General features: G+C 71.7%; 15 protein-coding genes. 8 read left to right on the forward strand and 7 right to left on the reverse strand.

Annotation, left to right across the window (positions count from 1 at the left end):
* Positions 1–59: 59 nt before the first annotated feature.
* The 4 genes from OWR29_RS02155 to OWR29_RS02170 form a co-directional block, all read right to left on the reverse strand.
* Complete coding sequence (locus OWR29_RS02155; protein ID WP_267560558.1) at positions 60–1,571, reverse strand: hypothetical protein; 1,512 nt, start codon at positions 1,569–1,571, stop codon at positions 60–62.
* Between the two features lies 1 nt (position 1,572).
* Entirely contained in the window at positions 1,573–3,615 is a 2,043-nt protein-coding gene (locus OWR29_RS02160) for a hypothetical protein (RefSeq protein ID WP_267560559.1), read from the reverse strand.
* A 62-nt stretch (positions 3,616–3,677) separates the two neighbouring features.
* Entirely contained in the window at positions 3,678–5,432 is a 1,755-nt protein-coding gene (locus OWR29_RS02165) for a trypsin-like serine protease (protein ID WP_267560560.1), read from the reverse strand.
* A 67-nt stretch (positions 5,433–5,499) separates the two neighbouring features.
* Positions 5,500–6,459 carry a helix-turn-helix transcriptional regulator gene (locus tag OWR29_RS02170; RefSeq protein ID WP_267560561.1) on the reverse strand — a complete coding sequence of 320 codons (960 nt, stop codon included), beginning with the start codon at positions 6,457–6,459 and terminating at the stop codon, positions 5,500–5,502.
* Between the two features lie 53 nt (positions 6,460–6,512).
* Between OWR29_RS02170 and OWR29_RS02175 the strand changes: the two genes are divergently transcribed.
* The gene (locus OWR29_RS02175; RefSeq protein ID WP_267560562.1) at positions 6,513–7,607 is read left to right on the forward strand and encodes an epoxide hydrolase family protein; all 1,095 of its coding nucleotides are present in this window, start codon (positions 6,513–6,515) and stop codon (positions 7,605–7,607) included.
* Here the strand turns inward: OWR29_RS02175 and OWR29_RS02180 are convergent, their stop codons facing one another.
* Together OWR29_RS02180 and OWR29_RS02185 are read right to left on the reverse strand one after the other, a co-directional pair.
* On the reverse strand, positions 7,608–9,551 hold the full coding sequence (locus tag OWR29_RS02180; protein ID WP_267560563.1) for an elongation factor G: 1,944 nt from the start codon (positions 9,549–9,551) through the stop codon (positions 7,608–7,610).
* A gap of 117 nt (positions 9,552–9,668) precedes the next feature.
* Positions 9,669–10,277, reverse strand: coding sequence for a dihydrofolate reductase family protein (locus tag OWR29_RS02185; protein ID WP_267561171.1), 609 nt, complete (start codon positions 10,275–10,277; stop codon positions 9,669–9,671).
* A gap of 57 nt (positions 10,278–10,334) precedes the next feature.
* On the opposite strand from OWR29_RS02185, the gene OWR29_RS02190 reads away from it, so the two are divergent.
* Positions 10,335–11,042 (forward strand): helix-turn-helix domain-containing protein, encoded by a 708-nt coding sequence (locus OWR29_RS02190; RefSeq protein WP_267560564.1) that lies wholly within the window; start codon positions 10,335–10,337, stop codon positions 11,040–11,042.
* Here the strand turns inward: OWR29_RS02190 and OWR29_RS02195 are convergent.
* Positions 11,027–11,599: a dihydrofolate reductase family protein gene (locus OWR29_RS02195; RefSeq protein ID WP_267560565.1), complete on the reverse strand. Its 573-nt coding sequence runs from the start codon at positions 11,597–11,599 to the stop codon at positions 11,027–11,029. The genes OWR29_RS02190 and OWR29_RS02195 overlap by 16 nt on opposite strands.
* Before the next feature lie 156 nt (positions 11,600–11,755).
* On the opposite strand from OWR29_RS02195, the gene OWR29_RS02200 reads away from it, so the two are divergent.
* The 6 genes from OWR29_RS02200 to OWR29_RS02225 are packed head-to-tail and all read left to right on the forward strand — an operon-like array spanning position 11,756 to position 19,999.
* Positions 11,756–13,303 carry an ABC transporter substrate-binding protein gene (locus OWR29_RS02200; RefSeq protein ID WP_267560566.1) on the forward strand — a complete coding sequence of 516 codons (1,548 nt, stop codon included), beginning with the start codon at positions 11,756–11,758 and terminating at the stop codon, positions 13,301–13,303.
* Positions 13,304–13,306: 3 nt separating this feature from the next.
* Positions 13,307–14,275, forward strand: a complete 969-nt coding sequence (locus OWR29_RS02205; RefSeq protein ID WP_267560568.1) for an ABC transporter permease — start codon at positions 13,307–13,309, stop codon at positions 14,273–14,275.
* Positions 14,275–16,293, forward strand: coding sequence for a dipeptide/oligopeptide/nickel ABC transporter permease/ATP-binding protein (locus OWR29_RS02210; protein ID WP_267560570.1), 2,019 nt, complete (start codon positions 14,275–14,277; stop codon positions 16,291–16,293). The genes OWR29_RS02205 and OWR29_RS02210 overlap by 1 nt, the downstream gene beginning before the upstream one ends.
* Positions 16,290–17,642: a serine hydrolase domain-containing protein gene (locus tag OWR29_RS02215; RefSeq protein ID WP_267560571.1), complete on the forward strand. Its 1,353-nt coding sequence runs from the start codon at positions 16,290–16,292 to the stop codon at positions 17,640–17,642. The genes OWR29_RS02210 and OWR29_RS02215 overlap by 4 nt, the downstream gene beginning before the upstream one ends.
* Positions 17,630–18,367 (forward strand): ABC transporter ATP-binding protein, encoded by a 738-nt coding sequence (locus OWR29_RS02220; protein ID WP_267560572.1) that lies wholly within the window; start codon positions 17,630–17,632, stop codon positions 18,365–18,367. The genes OWR29_RS02215 and OWR29_RS02220 overlap by 13 nt, the downstream gene beginning before the upstream one ends.
* A gap of 24 nt (positions 18,368–18,391) precedes the next feature.
* On the forward strand, positions 18,392–19,999 hold the full coding sequence (locus OWR29_RS02225) for a PucR family transcriptional regulator (protein WP_267560573.1): 1,608 nt from the start codon (positions 18,392–18,394) through the stop codon (positions 19,997–19,999).
* Positions 20,000–20,036: the final 37 nt, after the last annotated feature.

A 20,036-nucleotide genomic window follows, 5' to 3' on the forward strand; every position in this document is an offset into this window, starting at 1 on the left:
GCCCCGAATGCTGACCGGGCCCCCTGGATTCTTACGGGATTACTTGTGGATCCAGGGGGTCAGGCCGAGATGTCGGCGTACGTCAGCCAGCGCTCGCGCGGGGACAGGCGCAGCCGGATCTTGCTCGGGTCGACCTGGCCCAGGGCGGGCAGCCGCTCCCGGATGCGCAGCTGGGCGGCCTCGGTGGCGTCGGCCAGCAGGCGCTGGACGACGGTGTGGTCGCGGTGTTCCTGCGAGAGCACGACGACCAGCTTCGCGCGGCCGCGGACGACGTCGCCCCGGCACAGGCGGGACTGGGCGTACGCGATGTCGCACCGCCGGGCGTGCGGCTGCAACGCCGCCTGCACCTCGGCCAGCAGCGTGGGGGTGTCGACCGTACGGTGGGGAAGTTGCCACCACAGCCAGATCGGGTAGGGCACCTTGCCGGTGAACGTGGCGCCGGTCTGGCGGCTCGACGGCGGGTAGCTGCAGCGCATCGCCGGGCTCACCGCCACCTTCCAGTCGGCGATGAGCGGCTGGTCGGCCACCTCGAGCTGATGACCCGCGCACGCGCTCAGACGGGGCAGCGCGTCGAGCCAGCCGCCCGACCACTGCGGCGGCGTCTCTTTGACCTCGGCCGTGACCGGCAGCACCAGGTTGATGAAGGTTGTCTTGCGCATGCTGGAGATCGAGGCGGCCAGCACCCCGATGCCGCGTTCGCGCAGGGCGGCCACGGCGGCCGCGGTCGTGCCGGTGCGGGACGGGCCGATGACGCTGGCGATGACCGCCCGCTTGGGGATCGAGGCCGGTGCGGCCGGGAAGAGCTGGTTGCGCGCCTGGCGGTACCTTTCCCGGTCGAAGCCGCGAATCGTGAACCATTCCCCGCGTACGCGGTTGAAGCGCTGGTCGTTGAGCTTGAGCCCGAAGCCGTACTCCTCGGCCAGCGCGGCCAGCTCCGTCTCGAAGTCCAGGCGCGACTCGGACATCTGCGGGTCGACGCCGATCGAGAACCGCAGGCAGGGTGCGATCGCGTCGCGCAGGCGCTCGTTGGAGCCGTCGCCCCGCTCGCTCTTGATGCTCAGCGGCACCGGCGCGACCGGGGTGTGCAGGTGCAGCACGGGGGCGTCGCGCTCGGCGGCCAGCGCGGTCAGCTTCTCGATGACCAGCGCCTGCATCAGCGCCTCACGGTAGGTCGGCGACCAGTGCGCGGTGCCCAGGGTGATCAGCACCTCGACCTTGCGCGTGGACTGGTTGAGGAACCCCGGGTTGGGCACGGCATGACCGAAGTACGAGTACGTGTCCCCGTGCCCGGTCTGCTCGGCCGGCCCGATCTGCACCCGGCCGCTGAACGCCGACATCACCGACGGCCAGGTCGACATGGACATCGACAGCCCGGCCGCCGAGAAGTAGCAGAAGTCGGTCGGCCAGCCGTTCGGGTCCTCCTTGTCGGGGTCGACGATCGACTCCGGCAGCGGCGCGTCGGCCGGGCCGTGGGTCAGGGTGAACTCGACCGACGAGAAGTGCGTGCCGGCCGCCTCGGCCGCTATCCGGGCCAGCTCGGACGACTTGGTGGAGTTCATCGGCTGCGTCATCTCACCCCTCGCCGCGGGCGTCGAAGAAGTCGTCCGGCTCGACCACCGGGCGGGTCGATCGGCGGGCGTCGCGCAGCCAGCGCGGCACCCGGGACGAGCGGGGGACCGGGCAGCTGCGGTGGATGCGCCGGGCGTAGAACTCGCACAGGCAGCAGATCAGAATGACGATCAGGACGCCCAGCGCGAGCTGGAACAGCCGGGTCATCTCGCGGTCGGAGTCGACCGTGCCCACCACAATGGCCAACGCCGTGGTCACCACCACCGAGGCGGCGGCGAGCGTCCGCTGAAATTTGTGCAATTGGCCGAGTACGGATTTGGTGCTGGGCAGGTCGAGCCGGGCCAGCAGCAGGCCGGGCACCAGCAGCAGCACGGCGACCACGGCGTCGGCCTGGTCCGGCACGAAGCCTTCGGGAATCGCCGGCGAGTACAGCCAGCTGATCCCGCCCGACAGCAGCGTGCCGATGCCCAGCACCACCAGGGCCAGGCCGGCCACCATCCGGGTGATGCTCTCGATCAGGGCCGGCGCCTCGTCGGCCAGGGCCATGAACGCGAACACCCGCACCGGCTCGGTCGACTGCGGGCTGAGCTCGACCGGCGGCCGCCGCCAGTGCGCGTGGGCGCCGTGCTCGCGGGGGTCGTTGTCGGTCGTGATGTCCCGGCCGGCCTGGGCGGCCCGCAGCCCGGCGGCGATGTTGCGCAGGGCCGGCCCGGGCAACCCGCTCTTGGCCAGGTGCTGCAGGCCGTCGGCCGCGTAGTGCGCGCAGAACGCGGCCAGCACGTCCAGCGAGCAGTTGCCGGCCGACAACGCGGTCAGCACCTCGTCGGCGGTCAGCCGCGCCGGCGGGGGCGCCGATTCCGGGCCGACCGGGATCGGCAGGCGGGCCAGGTATGCCTCGTAGCCGGCCAGGTCGACCAGCCGGCGGTGACCCAGCTCGGCCAGCCGCGAGGCGATGCCCTGCATCTCGAGCTCGAGCAGCTTGTGGTGGCCGCCCAGCCGGTCCGCCCGCCGGGCCACCGATTCCAGGTCCTGCGCCAGCACCTCGACGAACTCCTCGTCGACGTTGCTGGACATGACGAACCGGCGGACGCTGATCTCCTGCCGGACCTCCAGGGTCAGGTGGTACGCCTTGACCGAGCGCGGGATCTCCGTCTCGTACTCGACGACGAACTCACGGTTCACCGGCAGCACGTTCTTGGCCAGGTTGCGCAGCGGGGCCGGGCGGTGCTGGGCCGGCAGCAGCGGCGCCTCCCAGGTCAGGAAGCGGCGCGGGCGGTCCCGGCCGAGCTGCGCGACCAGCACGTACTGGCGGACGGCCAGCTGCAGCAGGCGGGCGAACGGCACGGCCTGGTCGTCGGCACCCACCGGGAAGAGCGCATCGAGGCCGTCCAGTGCGAGATCGCGTACGGAATGGGAATTGCGCAGCCCGGCCGCGTGATCGAGCGGGGTGTGCAGCCGCTGACCGGCCGGCGCGCCCACCATGATCAGCTCGGTGATGGCCGCCTCGATCAGCCAGCGCGACCGCTGGTGGGTGTGCCGCAGCTGGTGGATCGGGCCGGTCGGGTCGGCCACGTCGTCGTGCGCGTTGATCAGCATGAACAGCAACTTCACGAAGGCGGCCGCGGTGACCCGGTTGGCGTCGCGGTGCGAGAGCCGGGGCACGACGTCGCCGTTCGAGTCCCGGATGACCACGGGGGCCAGGTCGCGGCGGCTGTACCGCGACACCGGCACCCACAGCGCCGTCCCGCCCGGCACCAGCAGCGTCTCACCGAGCCGGCCCGAGATCTCGTCGAGGTCGACGTCGACGCTGATCGTCCGGCTCATGTGCCCGCGGTCCATCAGCGTCAGATGCTCCGAGAGCCGCGGCAGATGGTCGAGCCGGAACGACAGGTCCATCAGGGCCAGCCCGAGCGCCGCGTCCCGGCTGGGGAAGCTGAGCGGCGCGGTCGGGACGGGCAGGGCCCGGATCATCGTGCGCAGATGATCCAGGGCCCCGTCACCGCTGCGTTCGACGACCGTCGAGTGTCCGCGGAGGTGGACAGTCATGCAGTGATCCTTGCCGCAAGGTGGGGAACGACGGCTGATCTGTCGCCATGACGACTGCTAACTCACTTCTGATCCTCGGTGAAGTGCACCCGGTCGTACGCCCCGAAGGTCGCCGAACTGTACGAACGCACGGGCGTGGCGAACCCGCCCTGCTCGTTGGCGATCAGCGTGTGGAAGCCGATACTGCCGTCGGCGTAGCCGTAGAACGCGGCCAGGTCGTCGCGGCCGTCGCCGTTGAAGTCGCCCGCGGTGAACCGGGTCTTCTCCCACGAGCCCCACGACGACGTGCTCGACTTCCACGAGCTGAACGCGTTGTTGAAGCCGCCGCCGGCCTTGGCCGTGAAGGTCAGCATGGACAGGTTGCCGTCGGCGTAGCCGTAGAAACCGGCCACGTCGCCCCGCCCGTCGCCGTTGAAGTCACCGGCCGCGATCTTCATCCGCTTCGGGTCGCCCCAGTACGGGGTGGCCGGCGCGTACCAGCCGCGGACCGGGGCGGCGAAACCGCCGGCCGCGTTGGCCGTCCAGCTCAGCAGCCCGACGCCGTTGTCGGCGTACTTGTAGAACGAGCCGATGTCGGTGCGGCCGTCGGCGTTGAAGTCGCCGCTGAAGATCTGCATCCGGGCGATCTCGCCCCAGACCGGGGAAGCGGCGGTCAGCCAGCTACGGGTCGGATTGGCGAAGCCGCCGTCGGCGCGGGCGAGCCAGGTGAACAGCCCGACCGACTTGTCGGCGTAGTTGTAGAAACTGGCGACGTCCGTACGCCCGTCGCCGTTGAAATCGCCGCTGGTGATCAGCATCTGGTCGTACGAGCCGAAGCCGCTGCTGGTCCACGAGCGCAGCGCGCCCGAGTAGGCGCCGCCCGGCCCGGCCAGGAACGTGTCCAGGCTCAGGGTGCCGTTGGCGGCGCTGTTCAGCACGGCCTGGTCGACGATGTCGTCGCCGTTGAAGTCGCCCCGCAGCACCTTCATCTTCGCGACGTTGTAGGCGCCGTCCGCGCTCTTGAAGCCGCCGCGGGCGGTCAGCGCGCCGTTGGCCGCCGTGGTGAAGGTGAACGGGCCGGCCGCGCCGGTGGAGTAGCCGTAGACCAGCGTGACGTCGTCGCGGTGGTCCTGGGCCAGGCCGCCCGGGGCGATGCCGCGGATCCAGCCCGCGAGGTCGTCGATCCGGGTCTCGGTGGCGTCCCGGCGGGTCTCGTCGGTGCCGATGCACCCGCCCTGCCAGGACGCGTGGTTGAGGGCGACCAGCTCTACGGCACCGTCGGTCTCGCGCAGCGCGGGCCCGCCGGCGTCGCCCTTGCACAGGCCCGGCTGCCCCGGGCTGACGCCGGTGATGTCGAGCAGCGCGGAGCCGACCGCGCCCACCGTGAACTGCGCGGTGTGCAGCTTGTCGGGCACCCACGTGGTGGCGGTGCGGCCGAACCCGGCCACCCCCAGCACGTCACCCTCGACCGGAGCCGTGGTGCCCAGGGCGACGGGCGGGACGGTGGTCGGCTGATCGAGCTTGACCAGCTGGATGTCGCGCTCGGGGTGGGACACGAACCGGCTCGCCGTGCGCACCTGCCCGCCCACGGTCACCGTGGTGGTCTCGCCCGGCTGCTGGGAGCAGGTGGCGGCAGTCACGACCCACTGCGGGTCGATCAGGGCGCCGGTGCAGGCGCGGCCTACCCCGGGAGTGCCGATCTGGAGGCGAGCGACGAAGCCGTACGTTCCGTCGGCCGCCTCGGTGCCGTCCACGACCCCGTACGCCGGAATGCTCCCCGCGAGCACTCCGGCCAGCACGGCGGCCGACAGCCCGGCCAGTAGTGATTTGTACCGCAAGCGTGTCACCCCTCATCGACGACCGTCTCCGTGACGGTCGCCTGGATGATAGATGGCGCGCGATGCCTCAGCTGCCCCGGACCGACCGGCGGCAGCGATCGGCCAGGCGGTCGAGCGCCGCCACGAGCTCCGGCCCGTCGGCCACGGTGAAGTCGGCGTCGAGCAGCCCGAGGTGGACGGCCAGCTGGTACGGGTCGTCCGAACCGGGCGTGAACTCGCACCGGTCCGGCCCGAGCGGCCGCACGTCGACCGGCACCGGCATCCGGCTGCGCACGTAGCCGGCCGGGGCCTCGACCACCACGCGGGCCCGGTAGCGCCAGGTCGCCGTGCCGACGCCCCGGGCCACCCACTCGGCGATCTGCTCGTCGGGCGGCAGCGGCCGCGGCGTGAACCGGGGGCCGCCCGGCACCAGCGGGGTGATCCGGTCGGCGCGGAACGTCCGCCAGTCGGCCCGGGCGGCGTCCCACGCCACCAGGTACCAGCGCCGGCGGTCGTGGATCAGCCGGTACGGCTCGACCTCACGCCGGCTCTCGTGACCGTCGTGCGACCGGTAGTCGAAACGCAGCCGCTCCTGGTCGCGGCAGGCGGCGGCGATCGTGGTGAGCACCGACGGGTCTGCTCGCGGCCCGGCCGCCGGCATCGGTACGACGTACTCCTGGAAAGCCGCGACCCGGCGTCGCAAGCGCGACGGAAGCAGGGTCTGCAGTTTGGCCAGCGCCCGCACCGAGGCCTCCTCGACCCCGGTGACCGAGCCGCCCGCCGCCGCGCGCAGGCTGACCGCGACGGCCAACGCCTCTTCGTCGTCGAGCAGCAGCGGAGGCAGATTCGCGCCGCCGCCCAGCCGATAGCCGCCGCTGACTCCCGGGCGTGCGTCCACCGGATATCCCAGCCCACGCAGGCGTTCCACGTCCTTCCGAACCGTCCGCGTGGTCACCCCCAGCCGCTCGGCCAGCCCGGCCGAGGTCCAGTCGCGACGGCTCTGCAGCAGCGACAGCAGCCGGAGGAGACGGGCAGAGGTTTCGGCCATGTCTCTCTCTAATGCGGAACGATCGGAACCGCAATGGCCACCACGATGAGGGCATGGAACCCTTCCGCATCGCCGTGCCCCAGGCCGACCTCGACGCGTTGCACGCCCGGCTGGACGACGCCCGCTGGCCGGTGGACGTCCCCGGCACGCCGGAATTCCGAGGCATCGATGCGGCCCGGCTGCGCGAACTGGCCGATCATTGGCGTACGGGATTCGACTGGCGCCGGGCCGAGGCCGAGCTCAACCGCCACCCCCAGTTCGTCACCGAGATCGACGGCCAGCGCATCCACTTCCTGCACCTGCGGTCGCCCCGCCCCGACGCCGTTCCGCTGCTGCTGACGCACGGCTACCCGAGCTCGCCGGTCGAATTCCTCGGCCTGGCCGCGCGGCTGACGCCCGACTTCCATCTGGTCGTTCCCTCGCTTCCCGGGTACGCCTTCTCGACGCCACTGTCCGGGCCGGGCTGGACGATGGGCCGCACGGCGCGGGCCTGGGTCACGCTGATGAGCCGCCTCGGCTATGACCGCTACGGCGTACACGGCGGCGATGTCGGCGCGGGTGTCTCCGGTGCCGTGGCTGCCCTCGACGCCGCGCACGTCATCGGTGTCCACGTGGTCACCGACCCGATGACGGCCGCCGCCACCGCCACCTTCCTGCCCGGAATGGCCGACCGCCTCGACCCGTCCGACCCGGTCGACAAGCTGATCCGGCAACGCATGGACGAGTTCACCCGGGACGGCTCCGGCTATCTGGCCATCCAGAACACCAGGCCCCGGACCATGGCGTACGGGTTGACCGACTCGCCGTTGTTCCAGCTGGCCTGGATCGCCGAGAAGTTCGACGCCTGGACCCGCCTGCCCATCGACCGGGATGCCTTGCTGCTCAACGTGAGCCTCTACTGGTTCACCGGGTGCGGCGGATCGGCCGCCCACACGCTGTTCGACCAGGCGCACTCCCTGGACTGGGGCGGCCCGGTCACGGTGCCGCAGGCCTTCGCCGTCTTCGGCGCCGACGAAACCGTGCGGCGGCTCGTCCCCGCCCCGGCGGACGCCCATTGGAGCGAGTTCGCCGAGGGCGGGCACTTCCCCGCCCTGGAACCGCCCGAGCAACTGGCCGGCGATCTGCGCGCCTTCTTCGGGACGGCCTGACTACCGCGGCACGGCACGGAACCACGCCTCCCGGTCGGCGGGGTCGGGGCCCCGGTGGGGCAGGGTGGGCGGGGCCTCGCCGGTGACCGGGGCGTAGTGGTCGAAGTGGGTGGTCAGCACGGCCTCGCCGCCGGTCAGGTCGGGCAGAGCGGCCACCACCGGCGGGATCCGGGCCGACGGCAGGGTGCCGCTCACCTCCAGGTACTCGCCGGTGGCCGAGGTGTCGTCGATGACCGCGCCGGCCCGGCCGAGCAGGGCGGTCACCGCGTCGAACGTGTCGGCCGGCAGGTTGACGTCGAAGCGTTCGATCGGCTGGCAGACCCGGGTGCCGGCCCGGCCCAGGGCGGCCGTCACCACCACCTGGGCCAGGTGGCGGAAGTCGGCGGCCACGCTCGAGATGGACTTGTCGAACTTCTGGTGCGGACGGCTCTGCCTCGGCCAGTACTGCGAGGACGTCATGGTGACCACGCAGTCGGTGACCGGCCAGCCGTGGCGGCCCTGGCGCAGCGCGGCGCGCGCACCCTCCTCGGTGGCGGCCAGGAAAGCCGGTGTGAGGCGGCCGGGTTCGACGCCGGGGCGGAACTCGATGCCGTGCCCGACGGGGGCCGCCTCGATGCGCAGGCCCACACCGGCCAGGTACGGGTTGCCGCGCTCCTTGATGCGGTCCTCGGCCGCGCCGGTGCCGGCGACCCGCTCGATGCAGGCGGTCAGCGTGCCCGAGAAGCGCACCTTCACGCCGTACCGGTCCTCGAGCAGCGACGCGATCACCTCTTTCTGCACCTCGCCGTGCAGCCGGATCACCGCCTCGCCCTGCGCCTCGTCGAGCCGCAGATCGACCAGCGGGTCCTCGTCGGCCAGTTCGGCGAGTCCGGCGAACAGGGCCAGGCGTTGCGAGGGCTCGACCGGTTCGACGAGCGCCTGCCGGGTCGGCGGGGGAAAGCGGTACAGGTCGCGCCGCGGCGGATCGCCCACGTGCTGCCCGATCCGGGCCGACAGTCCGCGTACGGCGGCGATCTGACCGGCCGACGCCGCGGAACGCACCAGCACCCCGCCGGGCTCGCTCACGGCTATCTCGGTCACCGTCTGCGGCCGGCCCTCGGCCAACTGCACCTTGTCCCGTACGCGAAGACACCCCGACCAGAGACGCAGCCAGGCCCGCCGTCCGTGCCCGTCACGGTCGACGGCGAACACTGTTCCCGCCGGCGGCCCGTCGTGGGACGCCGCGCGGGGCATCAGGTCGGTCAGGAAGTGACGCAGCTGCGGCACGCCGGCCCCGGTGATCGCCGAGCCGCACGTCAACGGAGTCAGCTCGTCGCGCCGCAGAGCCCGTCGCACCTCGCGGGCCCGCACCGGCTCGCCGGTCAGCCAGCGCTCGGCCACGGCGTCGTCGGCCTCGGCCACCGCCTCCACAACACTTTCGGCGTCCAGGCCCAGGGCGCGCACCCGTGCTTCGTACGTGCCCTGACCGGCGACCTTCGTCAGGATCACCGGCGTCGTTCCCAGCCGGCGGCGCACCTGGGACACCACCCGCGGCACGTCGGCGCCCCGGCGGTCCACCTTGTTGACGAAAAGCATTGTGGGTACGCCGATCCGGCGCAGGGCCCGCCAGATGGCCACGGTCTGCGGCTGCACGCCCTCGACGCCGGAGATCACCAGGACGGCGGCGTCGAGCACGGCCAGCGACCGTTCGACCTCCGCGATGAAGTCCGGGTGGCCCGGCGTGTCGAGCAGGTTGACGGTGAGCTCACCGAGGCGGATCGAGGTGACGGCGGCGCGGATCGTGATGCCGCGCCGCCGCTCGAGCTCCATCGAGTCGGTGCGGGTGGTGCCGTCGTCGACGCTGCCGAGACGGGTGACCGCCCCGGCCTCGTACAGCAGCCGCTCGGTCAGGCTGGTCTTGCCGGCGTCAACATGGGCGACGATCCCGAGATTCAACAATGCCAAGGCGCAACTCCACGGTGGGACGGAAAAGGGTCCGGAGCGTGGAAGCTGCTCGCATTGCATTCTCCTCGTCGTCGGTGACGCGTACGGAATCACCGTGGCACGACGGACGGGCCGCCGCTACTGATTTACCTTGCCCACCGAATCCTCGTAGCCGGCCTGGGCGGGAGCGGCGGCCGGCGCGTAGATCACCCGGATGACGCCGGTCGGCAGCGGCTCGGTCAGAATCACCTTCAGGTGGTACGGGGTGTCGCCCTCGTCGAAGAGGCGGCGCCCCTTGCGTGCGGCCACCGGATGGATCAGCAGGCGCAGCTCGTCGATCAGGCCCGCCGCCAGCAGCTGCTGCACGATGCTGATCGAGCCGGGGATGAGGACGCCCTTGACGCCGGGGTCGGCCTTCAGCGCACGGGCCGCCTCGATCAGGTCGCCGTCGATCAGCTCCGAATTGCGCCAGGTGAACTCGAGCTTCTGGCGCGAGGCGACCACCTTGCGGGTGTCGCCCAGCTGCTTCGCGAACGGCGCGTCCTCGCCGCCGGCGGCCTCCCGGCCGGGCCAGGCGCCGGCGAAGCTGTCGTACGTGTCGCGGCCGAGCAGCAGCACGTCGGAGGTCTCGTAGTCCTCGGTGACGGCGCGGCCCATGGCCTCGTCGAAGTAGGGGAAGTGCCAGTCGGGGTCGATCTCGGCTACGCCGTCGGCCGCGATGAACAAGGTCGAGATGATGTTCGCCATGCCGGGTAGACCGGCGGCCGCCCCGAAACTCATCGGTCGTCGCGTACCGTCGGGCCCATGCGGCTGAGGTTCACCACGCGCGGGTCGGATTCGCCGTGGGTCAGCGAGGTGTGGAGCTGCGTCAATGACGGCGTGGCCGAGATGACGTCGGCCGCCGGCGTGCGGCTGGGTCTGGTCTTCTGGCAGCAGGACGGGCGGGCGTACGCCGGGGTCACCGGGCCGGAGACGCGGGCCGGCACGGCGCCCGTGCCGGAGGGCGCCACGTTCTCCGGCATCGAATTCGCGGTGGGCATCTCGTTGCGGGCCGTGCCCACGCCCAGCCTGGTCGACAGCGGCCTCGGGCTGCCGGACACCACGCACCGGTTCTTCCGCTTGGGCGGCGACCGGTGGGAGACGCCCGGCCCCGACGACGCCGAGGCTCTGGTCGATCGGCTGGTCCGCGCGGGCGCGCTGGTGCGGGATCCGGTCGTGGCCGAGCTGCGCCGCGGCGGCCGCCCGCCGGTCACCCCGCGGACGGTCGAGCGGCGGTTCCGGGCGGCCACCGGGCTGGCCCAGGGGGCCGTGCGGCAGATCGAGCGCGCTCGCGAGGCGTCGGTGCTGCTGACCGGCGGGGCTGCGGTGGCCGACGTGGTGACCAAGCTCGGCTACTTCGACGAGCCGCATCTGGCCCGGGCGACGCGGCGGTTCGTCGGGCGTACGCCCAAGCAGTTGCGCGACGGCGCGATCGGGACGCTCAACCTCAACCTGGATCAGACGACGTCGTAGATCAGTTTGACGATGCCGTTCTCGTACGCCTCGGAGTCGCGCAGCTTCAGCATCCGCTTGTCGTTGTCCGCGCGGCTGAACAGGCTCTTGCCCGCGCCGAGCAGCACGGGGTACATGAGCAGGTGGTAGCGGTCGATCAGGCCCGCCTCGGACAGGCGCCGGGCCAGTTCGGCGCTGCCGTGGATGAAGACGGCGCCGCCCTCGCCCTTCTTCAGCTCGGCGATCTCGTCGGTGGAGCGCAGGATCGTCGTGTCGCCCCAGCCCTCGGTGAGCTCCGACTCCGAGATCGTGGTCGAGACGACGTACTTGGGAAGGTCTTTGTAGCCGGCGTGATCGGCCGAGCCGACCCAGACCGGCGCGAACGCCTCGTAGCTGCGGCGGCCGAACATCAGCGCCGAGGTCTGCTCGAGCTCCTCGCCCTTCAACGCGTACACCTCGGGCCGGAACTCGATGTCCTGGAAGACCCAACCTCCGCTGCGGTGGCCCTCGGCGGGACCGCCGGGGGAGTCGACCACACCGTCGAGCGAGACGAACGCCGTATACACAAGTTCACGCATGCCGCCCAGCCTAGAAGTTGATCACGAAGGCGTCTTGGACGAAAACGACAGTGGTCCACCGCGACAACTCGATGGTCGTCATGTTGTCGGCAGCGCCAAAGACAAGGAGCCCGCGTGCTCGGCAGGCTGCTGTGACACGCAGCACGTGGAGGCACGATGAAGGCTTTGCGATGCGCGGCCGCGCTGGGGGCTGTAGTTCTCCTGGCCGCTTGCGGCAATGACGGCGGCGGAGGTGCCAACGGGCGCCAGGCCGTCGATGGCAAGACATTCACGATGGCTGTCGCGGGCGACCCCGGCAACCTCGATCCCCATTTCACGTCCCTGTCGGTCACCGGCCAGGTCGACCGCTTCCTCTACGACTCCCTGCTCGGCTTCGCGCCCGACGGCAAGACGCTGCCCGGGCTGGCCGAGAAGTGGGAATCGACCAGTACGACGGCCACGTTCACGCTGCGCAAGGGCATCACGTGCGCGGACGGCACGCCGCTGACGGCGGCCACGGTGGCCAAGAACATCTCGTTCGTGGGCGACCCCAAGAACTCGTCGACCCGGATCAGCCTGTACGTGCCGGCCGGGGCCAAGGCGACGGCGGACGAGGCGGCCGGCACGGTGTCGGTGACCTCGCCCAGCCCGGACGCGTTCCTCGAGCGCAACCTGGGCGGCCTGCCCATCGTCTGCGAGAAGGGGCTGGCCGACCGGACCAAGCTCAAGCAGGCCTCCGAGGGCACCGGCATGTACACGGTGACCGAGGCCGTGCCGGACGACCACTACACGCTGACCCGGCGCAAGGGGTACGCGTGGGGCCCGGGCGACTTCAAGGCGGACACGGTCGGCCTGCCCGAGAAGGTGGTGATCCGGGTGATTACCAACGAGACGACCGCGGCCAACCTGGTGCTCTCGGGCGAGGTGAACGTGGCCCGCTTCACCGGCCCGGACAGCCAGCGCCTGCAGGGCGATCAGTTCCTCAAGCGGGACGTGCTCGCCCCGACCGGCGAGATCTGGTTCAACCAGAAGGCCGGCCTGCCCACGGCCGACCTGGCCGTGCGCAAGGCGCTCATCCAGTCGGCCGACCTCAACCAGATGCAGCAGGTCTTCACCAGCGGGCGGGGGACCGCGGCCACCGGCCTGGTCGCCCCGGCGATGACTCCCTGCAAGGGCGACACGGTGGCCGGGACGCTGCCGGCGTTCGACGCGGCGGGGGGCAAGACGGCCCTGGCCGCCACCGGGGCCGTCGGCAAGAAGCTCGTCGTGGCCTGGGGTGGCACCGGCAACCCGGGCGCGCAGGCCGCCGCCGAATTGCTGCAGCAGCAGTGGCAGGCCGCGGGCATGCAGATCGAGCTCAAGTCGGTGACCACCACCCAGGTCGGGCAGATCGCGGCCGGGCAGCTGGCCTGGGACGTGGCGATGTTCCCGATCGGCGTGACCCTGCCCAGCCAGCTGGTGCCGTTCCTGAGCGGGCCGACCCCGCCCAACGGGGCCAACTTCGCCGCCTTCGACAACAAGCAGTACGCGGCGGCGGTGGCCGAGGCGCAGAAGATGACCGGCGAGAGCGGGTGCCCGAAGTGGGCCGAGGCCGAGAAGGCGGTGGTGGCCAATCTGGATCTGGTGCCGTTCGCCAACTCCAACGCGCCGTCCATCGGCAACGGGGCCGAGTTCAACCTGTCCGAGGGTGACGTCGACCCGTCGTCGATCCGGATGCTGGGCTGAGCCGTGGTTGCCATCGGTGGGCCGGAGAACGCGTGGGCCCGGTTCGGGATGCGCCGGGCCGGGCAGCTGGTGCTCAGCGTCTGGGTGCTGGTGACCGCCGCGTTCCTCATGATCCACGTGCTGCCGGGCGATCCCGTCCGGGCGTCACTGGGCCCCACCGCCCCACTGGCCCTGATCGAGCAGCGGCGGGAACAGCTGGGGCTCAACGACCCGCTGTGGCTGCAGTACCTGCACTACCTGGGCAACCTGTTCACCGGCGACCTGGGCGTCTCGATGTCGTCCGGGCTGCCGGTGCAAGAGGTGATCTCGACCCGGCTCGGGTCCACGGTGGAGATGGCGTTGCTGGCGTTCGCCGTGGCGGTGGTCGTCTCGGTGCCGCTGGGCCTGCTGATGGCCGTGCTGGCCCGCGACACCCGCCGCCGCGGCGGTGACTGGGCGCTGACCTCGGCCGGCGTCGTGGTCGCCACCATCCCCGAATTCCTGATGGCGGTCGGCTTGGTGTTCGTGTTCAGCGTCCAACTGGGATGGCTGCCGGTGGCCGGTCGGTCCGGGCCTTCCTCGTACGTGTTGCCGGTGCTGTCGCTGGCCGTCGGGCCGGCATTCATGCTGGCGCGCATCGTCCGGGTCGAGCTGCTGGCCGTGCTGCAGGCCGATTACATCCGTACGGCTAGAGCCAAACGGCTGCGGTCGGGCGCCATTTATCTGCGGCACGCCCTGCCCAACGCGCTGACCGCCACCTTGACCATCGGCGGCCTGCTGCTGGGGGCGCTGGTGGCGGGCACGGTGCTGATCGAGAACATCTTCGCCTGGCCCGGCCTGGGCGGCACGATCGTCGGCTCGATCCTGGCCAAGGACTACCCCACCGTCCAGGGCGTGGTGCTCGTGTACGGCCTGGGCGTCCTGCTGATCAACCTGGTGGTGGATGTGGCGCTGGCCGTGCTGGACCCCCGCTCCGCGATCCGGGAGGCCTGATGCCCGTGGCTTCCCATGCATCAAAGCGCTGGATCGGCGCGTTGCGGAGCCCGCTCGGCATCACCGCGGCGGTTCTGCTGGTCGCAGTGCTCGTGCTGGCGGTGGTGGCGCCGCTGATCTGGCAGGGCCGGGCCGATGCCGTGCAGTCGGCCGAGATCCTGCAGGGGCCGTCGTCGGCGCATCCGGTCGGCACCGACCTGCTGGGCCGCGACATCTTCGCGCGGGTGCTGGTGGCCACGCGGCTGTCGGTGGGGCTGGCCCTGCTGGCCACCGCGATCGGCGTGACCACCGGCTTGCTGCTCGGCACCGCGCCCGTGCTGCTCGGCCGCCGGGCCGGCCGGTGGATCGGCGCGCTCATCAACATCGCCGTCGCCTTCCCGGCGCTGCTGCTCGCGCTGTTCTTCGCCGTCATCTTCGGAGTCGGCGCCAAGGGGGCCGTGCTGGCCATCGGCTTCGCGACCGCGCCCGGCTTCGCCCGCCTCACCCAGACCATGACCGCGACCGTCTCCAGCCGCGACTTCATCGCCGCCGCGCGGGTGGCCGGCATCGGCCGGATGCGCATTCTGGCCCGGCACGTGCTGCCCAACATCGCCGAACCGCTCGTGGTCTCGGCCACGATGGCCGCCGGAACCGCGCTGCTCTCGTTCGCCAGCCTGTCGTTCCTCGGCCTGGGAGTGCAGGCGCCCAGCTACGACTGGGGCCGCCTGCTGGGCGAGGGCCTGGCCCAGATCTACGTCCACCCCGCCGGCGCCCTGGCCGCCGGCATCGCCGTGGTGCTGGCCGCGATGGCCTTCAACCTGTCCGGAGAGGCCGTAGCCCGCGCGATCGGCCTGCGCTCAACCCACGCCGGCAAACGAGCAGAAACAGCCACCGACCACCAGATCGCTCAGTCCGAACCCGAGCCGGACGCCTCCGACCAGCCCTTGCTGGCCGTGCAGAACTTGCAAGTCAGCTTCCCCACGGCGTCCGGCGAGGTCACCCCGGTCCGCGGCGTCAGCCTGACCGTCCGCAAGGGCGAGGCCATCGGCATCGTCGGCGAAAGTGGCTCCGGCAAGAGCCTGACCGCGCTGGCCATAGCCCAGCTGATCGAGCGCCCAGGCCAAGTACGAGCCGACCGCCTCGACTTCCTAGGCGCCGACCTGCGCGAGGGCGTCGAACAGAGCAAGAATGAGCTGCGGCGGCTGCTGGGGACGTCGCTGTCGATGGTGTTTCAGGATCCGATGACTTCGCTCAATCCGACGCAAAGGGTGGGGCGGCAACTGGCCGAAGTCGTGCGTGAGCATCAGGGGGCTGATCGGCGGACGGCTTGGCGGCGGGCTGTTGATCGGCTGTCGGCTGTTCGCATTCCGGGGGCCGAGCGGCGGGCGCGGCAGTTGCCGCACGAGTTCTCGGGTGGCATGCGGCAGCGGGCGATGATCGGGATGGGCGTGATGGCCAATCCCAAGCTGATCATTGCCGATGAGCCGACCACTGCTCTTGATGTCACCGTTCAGCGGCAGGTGCTGCAGTTGCTGGCCAACATCCGGGCCGCGGAGGACGTCGGGCTTCTGTTCATCAGTCACGACGTCACCGTGGTGGGGCAGGTCTGCGACCGGGTGCTGGTCATGTACGCCGGGCGGGTTGTCGAAGACCTGCCGACCGAGGCCTTGCTGCACGATGCGCGGCACCCCTACACGCGGGCACTGGTGGCCGCCGTGCCCGACATGACCACCGACCGGGACCGGCCGCTGGCCGTGATCCCGGGTCGCCCGCCGGACCCGCACGACCTGCCGACCGGCTGCCCGTACGCGCCCCGCTGCCCGCTCGCCAGCGACCAGTGCCGCCAGGAAGACCCGGCCCTGACGACGTACGCCGCCGGCCGTCGCGTCGCCTGCTGGCACGCCGACCTGGCCCCGGCCGCGGTGCCCGACAACCGCACCGCGAGCGACGAGACAAACGGCCTAGTGCAGGGCGACCCGGTCGCGAGCGAGAACACCGACGACCAGATTGCCGCACCGTTGGGAGGAGAAAGACCGTGACTATTGATACCGAGCACTGGAACCGGCGTCTGGCTGAGCTGGCCGAGAAGCATGACGTTCCGGGTGCGACGCTGGGCGTGCTGCTCGACGAAGAGGTGAGCGAATCGGCGTACGGCGTTCTGAATGCCCGCACCGGCGTCGAGACGACCACCGACTCGCTGTTTCAGATCGGGTCGGTCAGCAAAGTGTGGACGACCACGCTGGTCATGCAACTGGTCGACGAGGGGAAGCTGCAGCTCGACGCCCCGCTGGTCGAGGTGCTGCCGGAGCTGCGGCTGAGCGACCCCGGCGTCACGGCCAAGGTGACCATGCGGCACCTGCTGACCCACACCAGCGGCATCGACGGGGACGTCTTCACCGACACCGGGCGCGGCGACGACTGCCTCGAGAAGTACGCCGCGGCGCTGGCCGACGCGGCCCAGAATCATCCGCTCGAGGCGACCTGGTCGTACTGCAACTCCGGGTTCTCGCTGGCCGGCCGGGTCGTCGAGAAGCTCACCGGCGGCACCTGGGACGCGGCCGTACGCGAACGGCTGGTCGCCCCGCTCGGGCTGACCCACACGGTCACGTTGCCCGAGGAGGCGCTGCTGCACCGGGCCGCCGTCGGGCACGTGACGCACGACGGGAAGCAGACCGTGGCGCCGGTGTGGGGCATCCCGCGATCGGCGGGGCCGGCCGGCAGCATCGTCTCGACCGTGGCCGACCTGCTCAAGTTCGCGCGGATGCACCTGGACAACGGGGCCGATGTGCTCAGCGCCGCGAGCGCCGCCGCCATGGCCGAGCACCAGGTCGAGCTGCCCGACAAGCACCTGCTGGGCGATTCCTGGGGTCTGGGCTGGGAACGGGCCGGCTGGGACGGCCACCGGGTGATCGGGCACGACGGCAACACCATCGGCCAGGCCGCGTTCCTGCGCATCCTGCCCGAGAAGAGGCTGGCGGTGGCGCTGCTGACCAACGGCGGCAACGGCGCCAAGCTGTACGAGGAGCTGTTCCGCGAGATCTTCGCCGAGCTGGCCGACGTGCCCGTGCCGCACCCGCTGAGCCCGCCGTCCACGCCGGTCGACATCGATCCGGCGCCGTACGTGGGTGTCTACGAGCGGGCCAGCATCCGCCAGGAGGTCAGCGTCGGCGAGAACGGCCCGGTGATGCGGGTCAGCGTCACCGGCGCGATGGCCGAGCTGCTGCAGGAGGAGCCGACCGACTACCCGATGGTCGCGGTCGCGCCCGACCTGTTCGTCTGCCAGGACCCGGAGACCGGCAACTGGATCCCGGCCACCTTCTACCAGCTGCCCACCGGCGAGAAGTACGTGCATTTCGGCGCTCGGGCCACCCCGCTGTGCGCGAGCTGACGTTCGAGGACGTGACCGTGCGGTTCGGCTCGCGCCGGCTGGGCACGGTCGCGGTCGACGGCGTGAACCTGGTCGTGCCGGCCGGCCAGGTGGTCGGGCTGGTCGGCGAGTCCGGCTCGGGCAAGTCGACGCTGGCCCGGGCCGCGGTCGGCCTGGCCCCGCTGACGGCGGGCCGGATCCTGCTGGACGGCCGGCCCGTCCAGCGGGACAAACTGCAGATGATCTTCCAAGACCCGTACTCGGCGCTGGACCCGCGGATGAGCATCGGCGACTCGATCGCCGAGCCCATGCCCCGGAAGATGCCCGGCCGCCGGGCCGAGGTGGCCCGCCTGCTGGAACTGGTCGGGCTGGCCGCGGACCGGGCCGGCGCCCGCCCCGACGAGCTCTCCGGCGGTCAGCGGCAGCGGGTCGCGCTGGCCCGCGCCCTGGCCGGCCGGCCCGAGGTCATCGTGGCCGACGAGATCACCTCGGCCCTGGACGTCTCGATCCAGGGCGCGGTGCTCAACGTGGTCAAGGATCTGCAGCGCCGGATGCGGCTGACGATGCTGTTCATCTCGCACAATCTGGCCGTGGTGCGCTATGTCAGCGACATCGTGGCCGTGATGCGGCAGGGCCGGATCGTCGAGTACGGCCCGGTCGAGCAGGTGCTGACCGACCCGCGGCACGAGTACACGCGGGAGCTGCTGGAGGCGGTGCCGCGTCCCGGCGTACCGCTCGGGAACTGAGCCATGCCACTAGGCTCGACTGGCATGAGCCAGCTGCCGCGCGCCAGTCTCGGCCGGGTCCTCGACGACCTGGGGGCCACGCTGCTCGACCTGGTGCACGGCCGGGTGGGCTCGGCCGAGCCGATCGCCGGGATCGCCATCCACGACCCGTACGACGAGCCGAACCTGCCTTCGCCCGCGCTGGTGCTCGGCGTCGGCCTGCGTGAGCCGGCCGAGATCGCCGCGCTGCTGCGGGCCCTGGGCAAGCAGGGCGCGGCCGGTCTGATCGTGCGGGCCCCGGTGCCGCCCGGCGACGAGCTCCGGGCCGCCGCCGAGGAGTCCGGGGTGGCCCTGCTGGCGTTGACCCGCGGGGCTTCCTGGGCCCAGCTGGCCGCGCTGCTGCGCTCGATGCTGAGCCAGGGCGACGTCGGCGACGCCGGCCCCGAGATGCTGGGCGGCCTGCCCTCGGGTGACCTGTTCGCGCTGGCCAACGCCGTCGCCGCGCTGGTCGACGCACCGGTGACGATCGAGGACCCGGATTCGCGCGTGCTGGCCTTCTCGGGCCGGCAGGAGGAGGCCGACGAGTCCCGGGTCGAGACGATTCTGGGACGCCAGGTGCCCGAGCGCTACGCCCGCCTGCTGTCCCGCCAGGGCGCGTTCCGCGATCTGCACCGCAGCGCCGACCCGGTGTTCGTGACCCCGCCGGCCAGCGCGCCGGAGGACTTCTCGGTGCCCCGGGTGGCGGTGGCCGTGCGGGCCGGCGACGAGTTCCTGGGCTCGATCTGGGCCGCCGTGCACGAGCCGCTGACCCCCGATCGGTCGCGCGCGTTCAGTGATGCGGCCAAGCTGGTCGCGCTGCACCTGTTGCGGCTGCGCGCCGGCGCGGATGTCGAGCGCCGATTGCGTACGGAATTGGTCGGCACCGCCTTGGAAGGGGGCTCAGGCGCGCGCGAATCGCTGGCCCGGCTCGGCCTCACCGACCAGCCGCTGGTGGTGCTGGCGCTGGCCCCGGCCGAACCCGAGGGCGCGGCCGACCGGTCGGGCCTGGCCGCCGACCGCCAGAGGCTGACCGACGCGCTGGCCATGCACCTGAGCGCGGTGCACGCCGGAAGCGCGGTGGCCCTGCTCGGCGACGTCGCCTACGGGCTGCTGCCGGTGGCCACCGCCGAGCGGGCCGTCCAGGTGGCCGGCGAGTTCCTGGACCGGGTGGGTGAGCGGGTGCCCGCGCTGATCGGGGTCAGCCCGTCCGCATCCTCGATCAGCGAGCTGGCGGCCGCGCGGGCCAGTGCCGACCGCGCGCTGCGGGTGCTGCGCACCGATTGCGGGCTGCGGGTGGCGCGGCTGGCCGACGTCTACACCAAGGCGATGGTGCTGGAACTGCGCGATCTGGTGGCCGAGCGCGGTGACGCCCCGACCGGACCGCTGGCCAAGCTTCTCGCGTACGACGCCGAGCACAACGCCAACCTGGTCGAAACCTACGCGGCCTGGCTGGACGCGTTCGGCGACGCGGTGGCCGCCGCGGCCGCCCTGCACGTTCACCCCAACACGTTCCGCTACCGGCTGCGCCGCCTGGCCGAGGTGGGCGAGGTGGATCTCACCGACCCCGAGGCCCGGTTCGGCGCCATGCTGCAACTGCGGGTGTTCTCGGCGTAGCGGACGAGTCGGGGGCCCTCGACTCGTCCGGGCGCAC

Origin of the sequence: Paractinoplanes pyxinae (genome assembly GCF_026626335.1) — a bacterium.
Classification (GTDB): domain Bacteria; phylum Actinomycetota; class Actinomycetes; order Mycobacteriales; family Micromonosporaceae; genus Actinoplanes; species Actinoplanes pyxinae.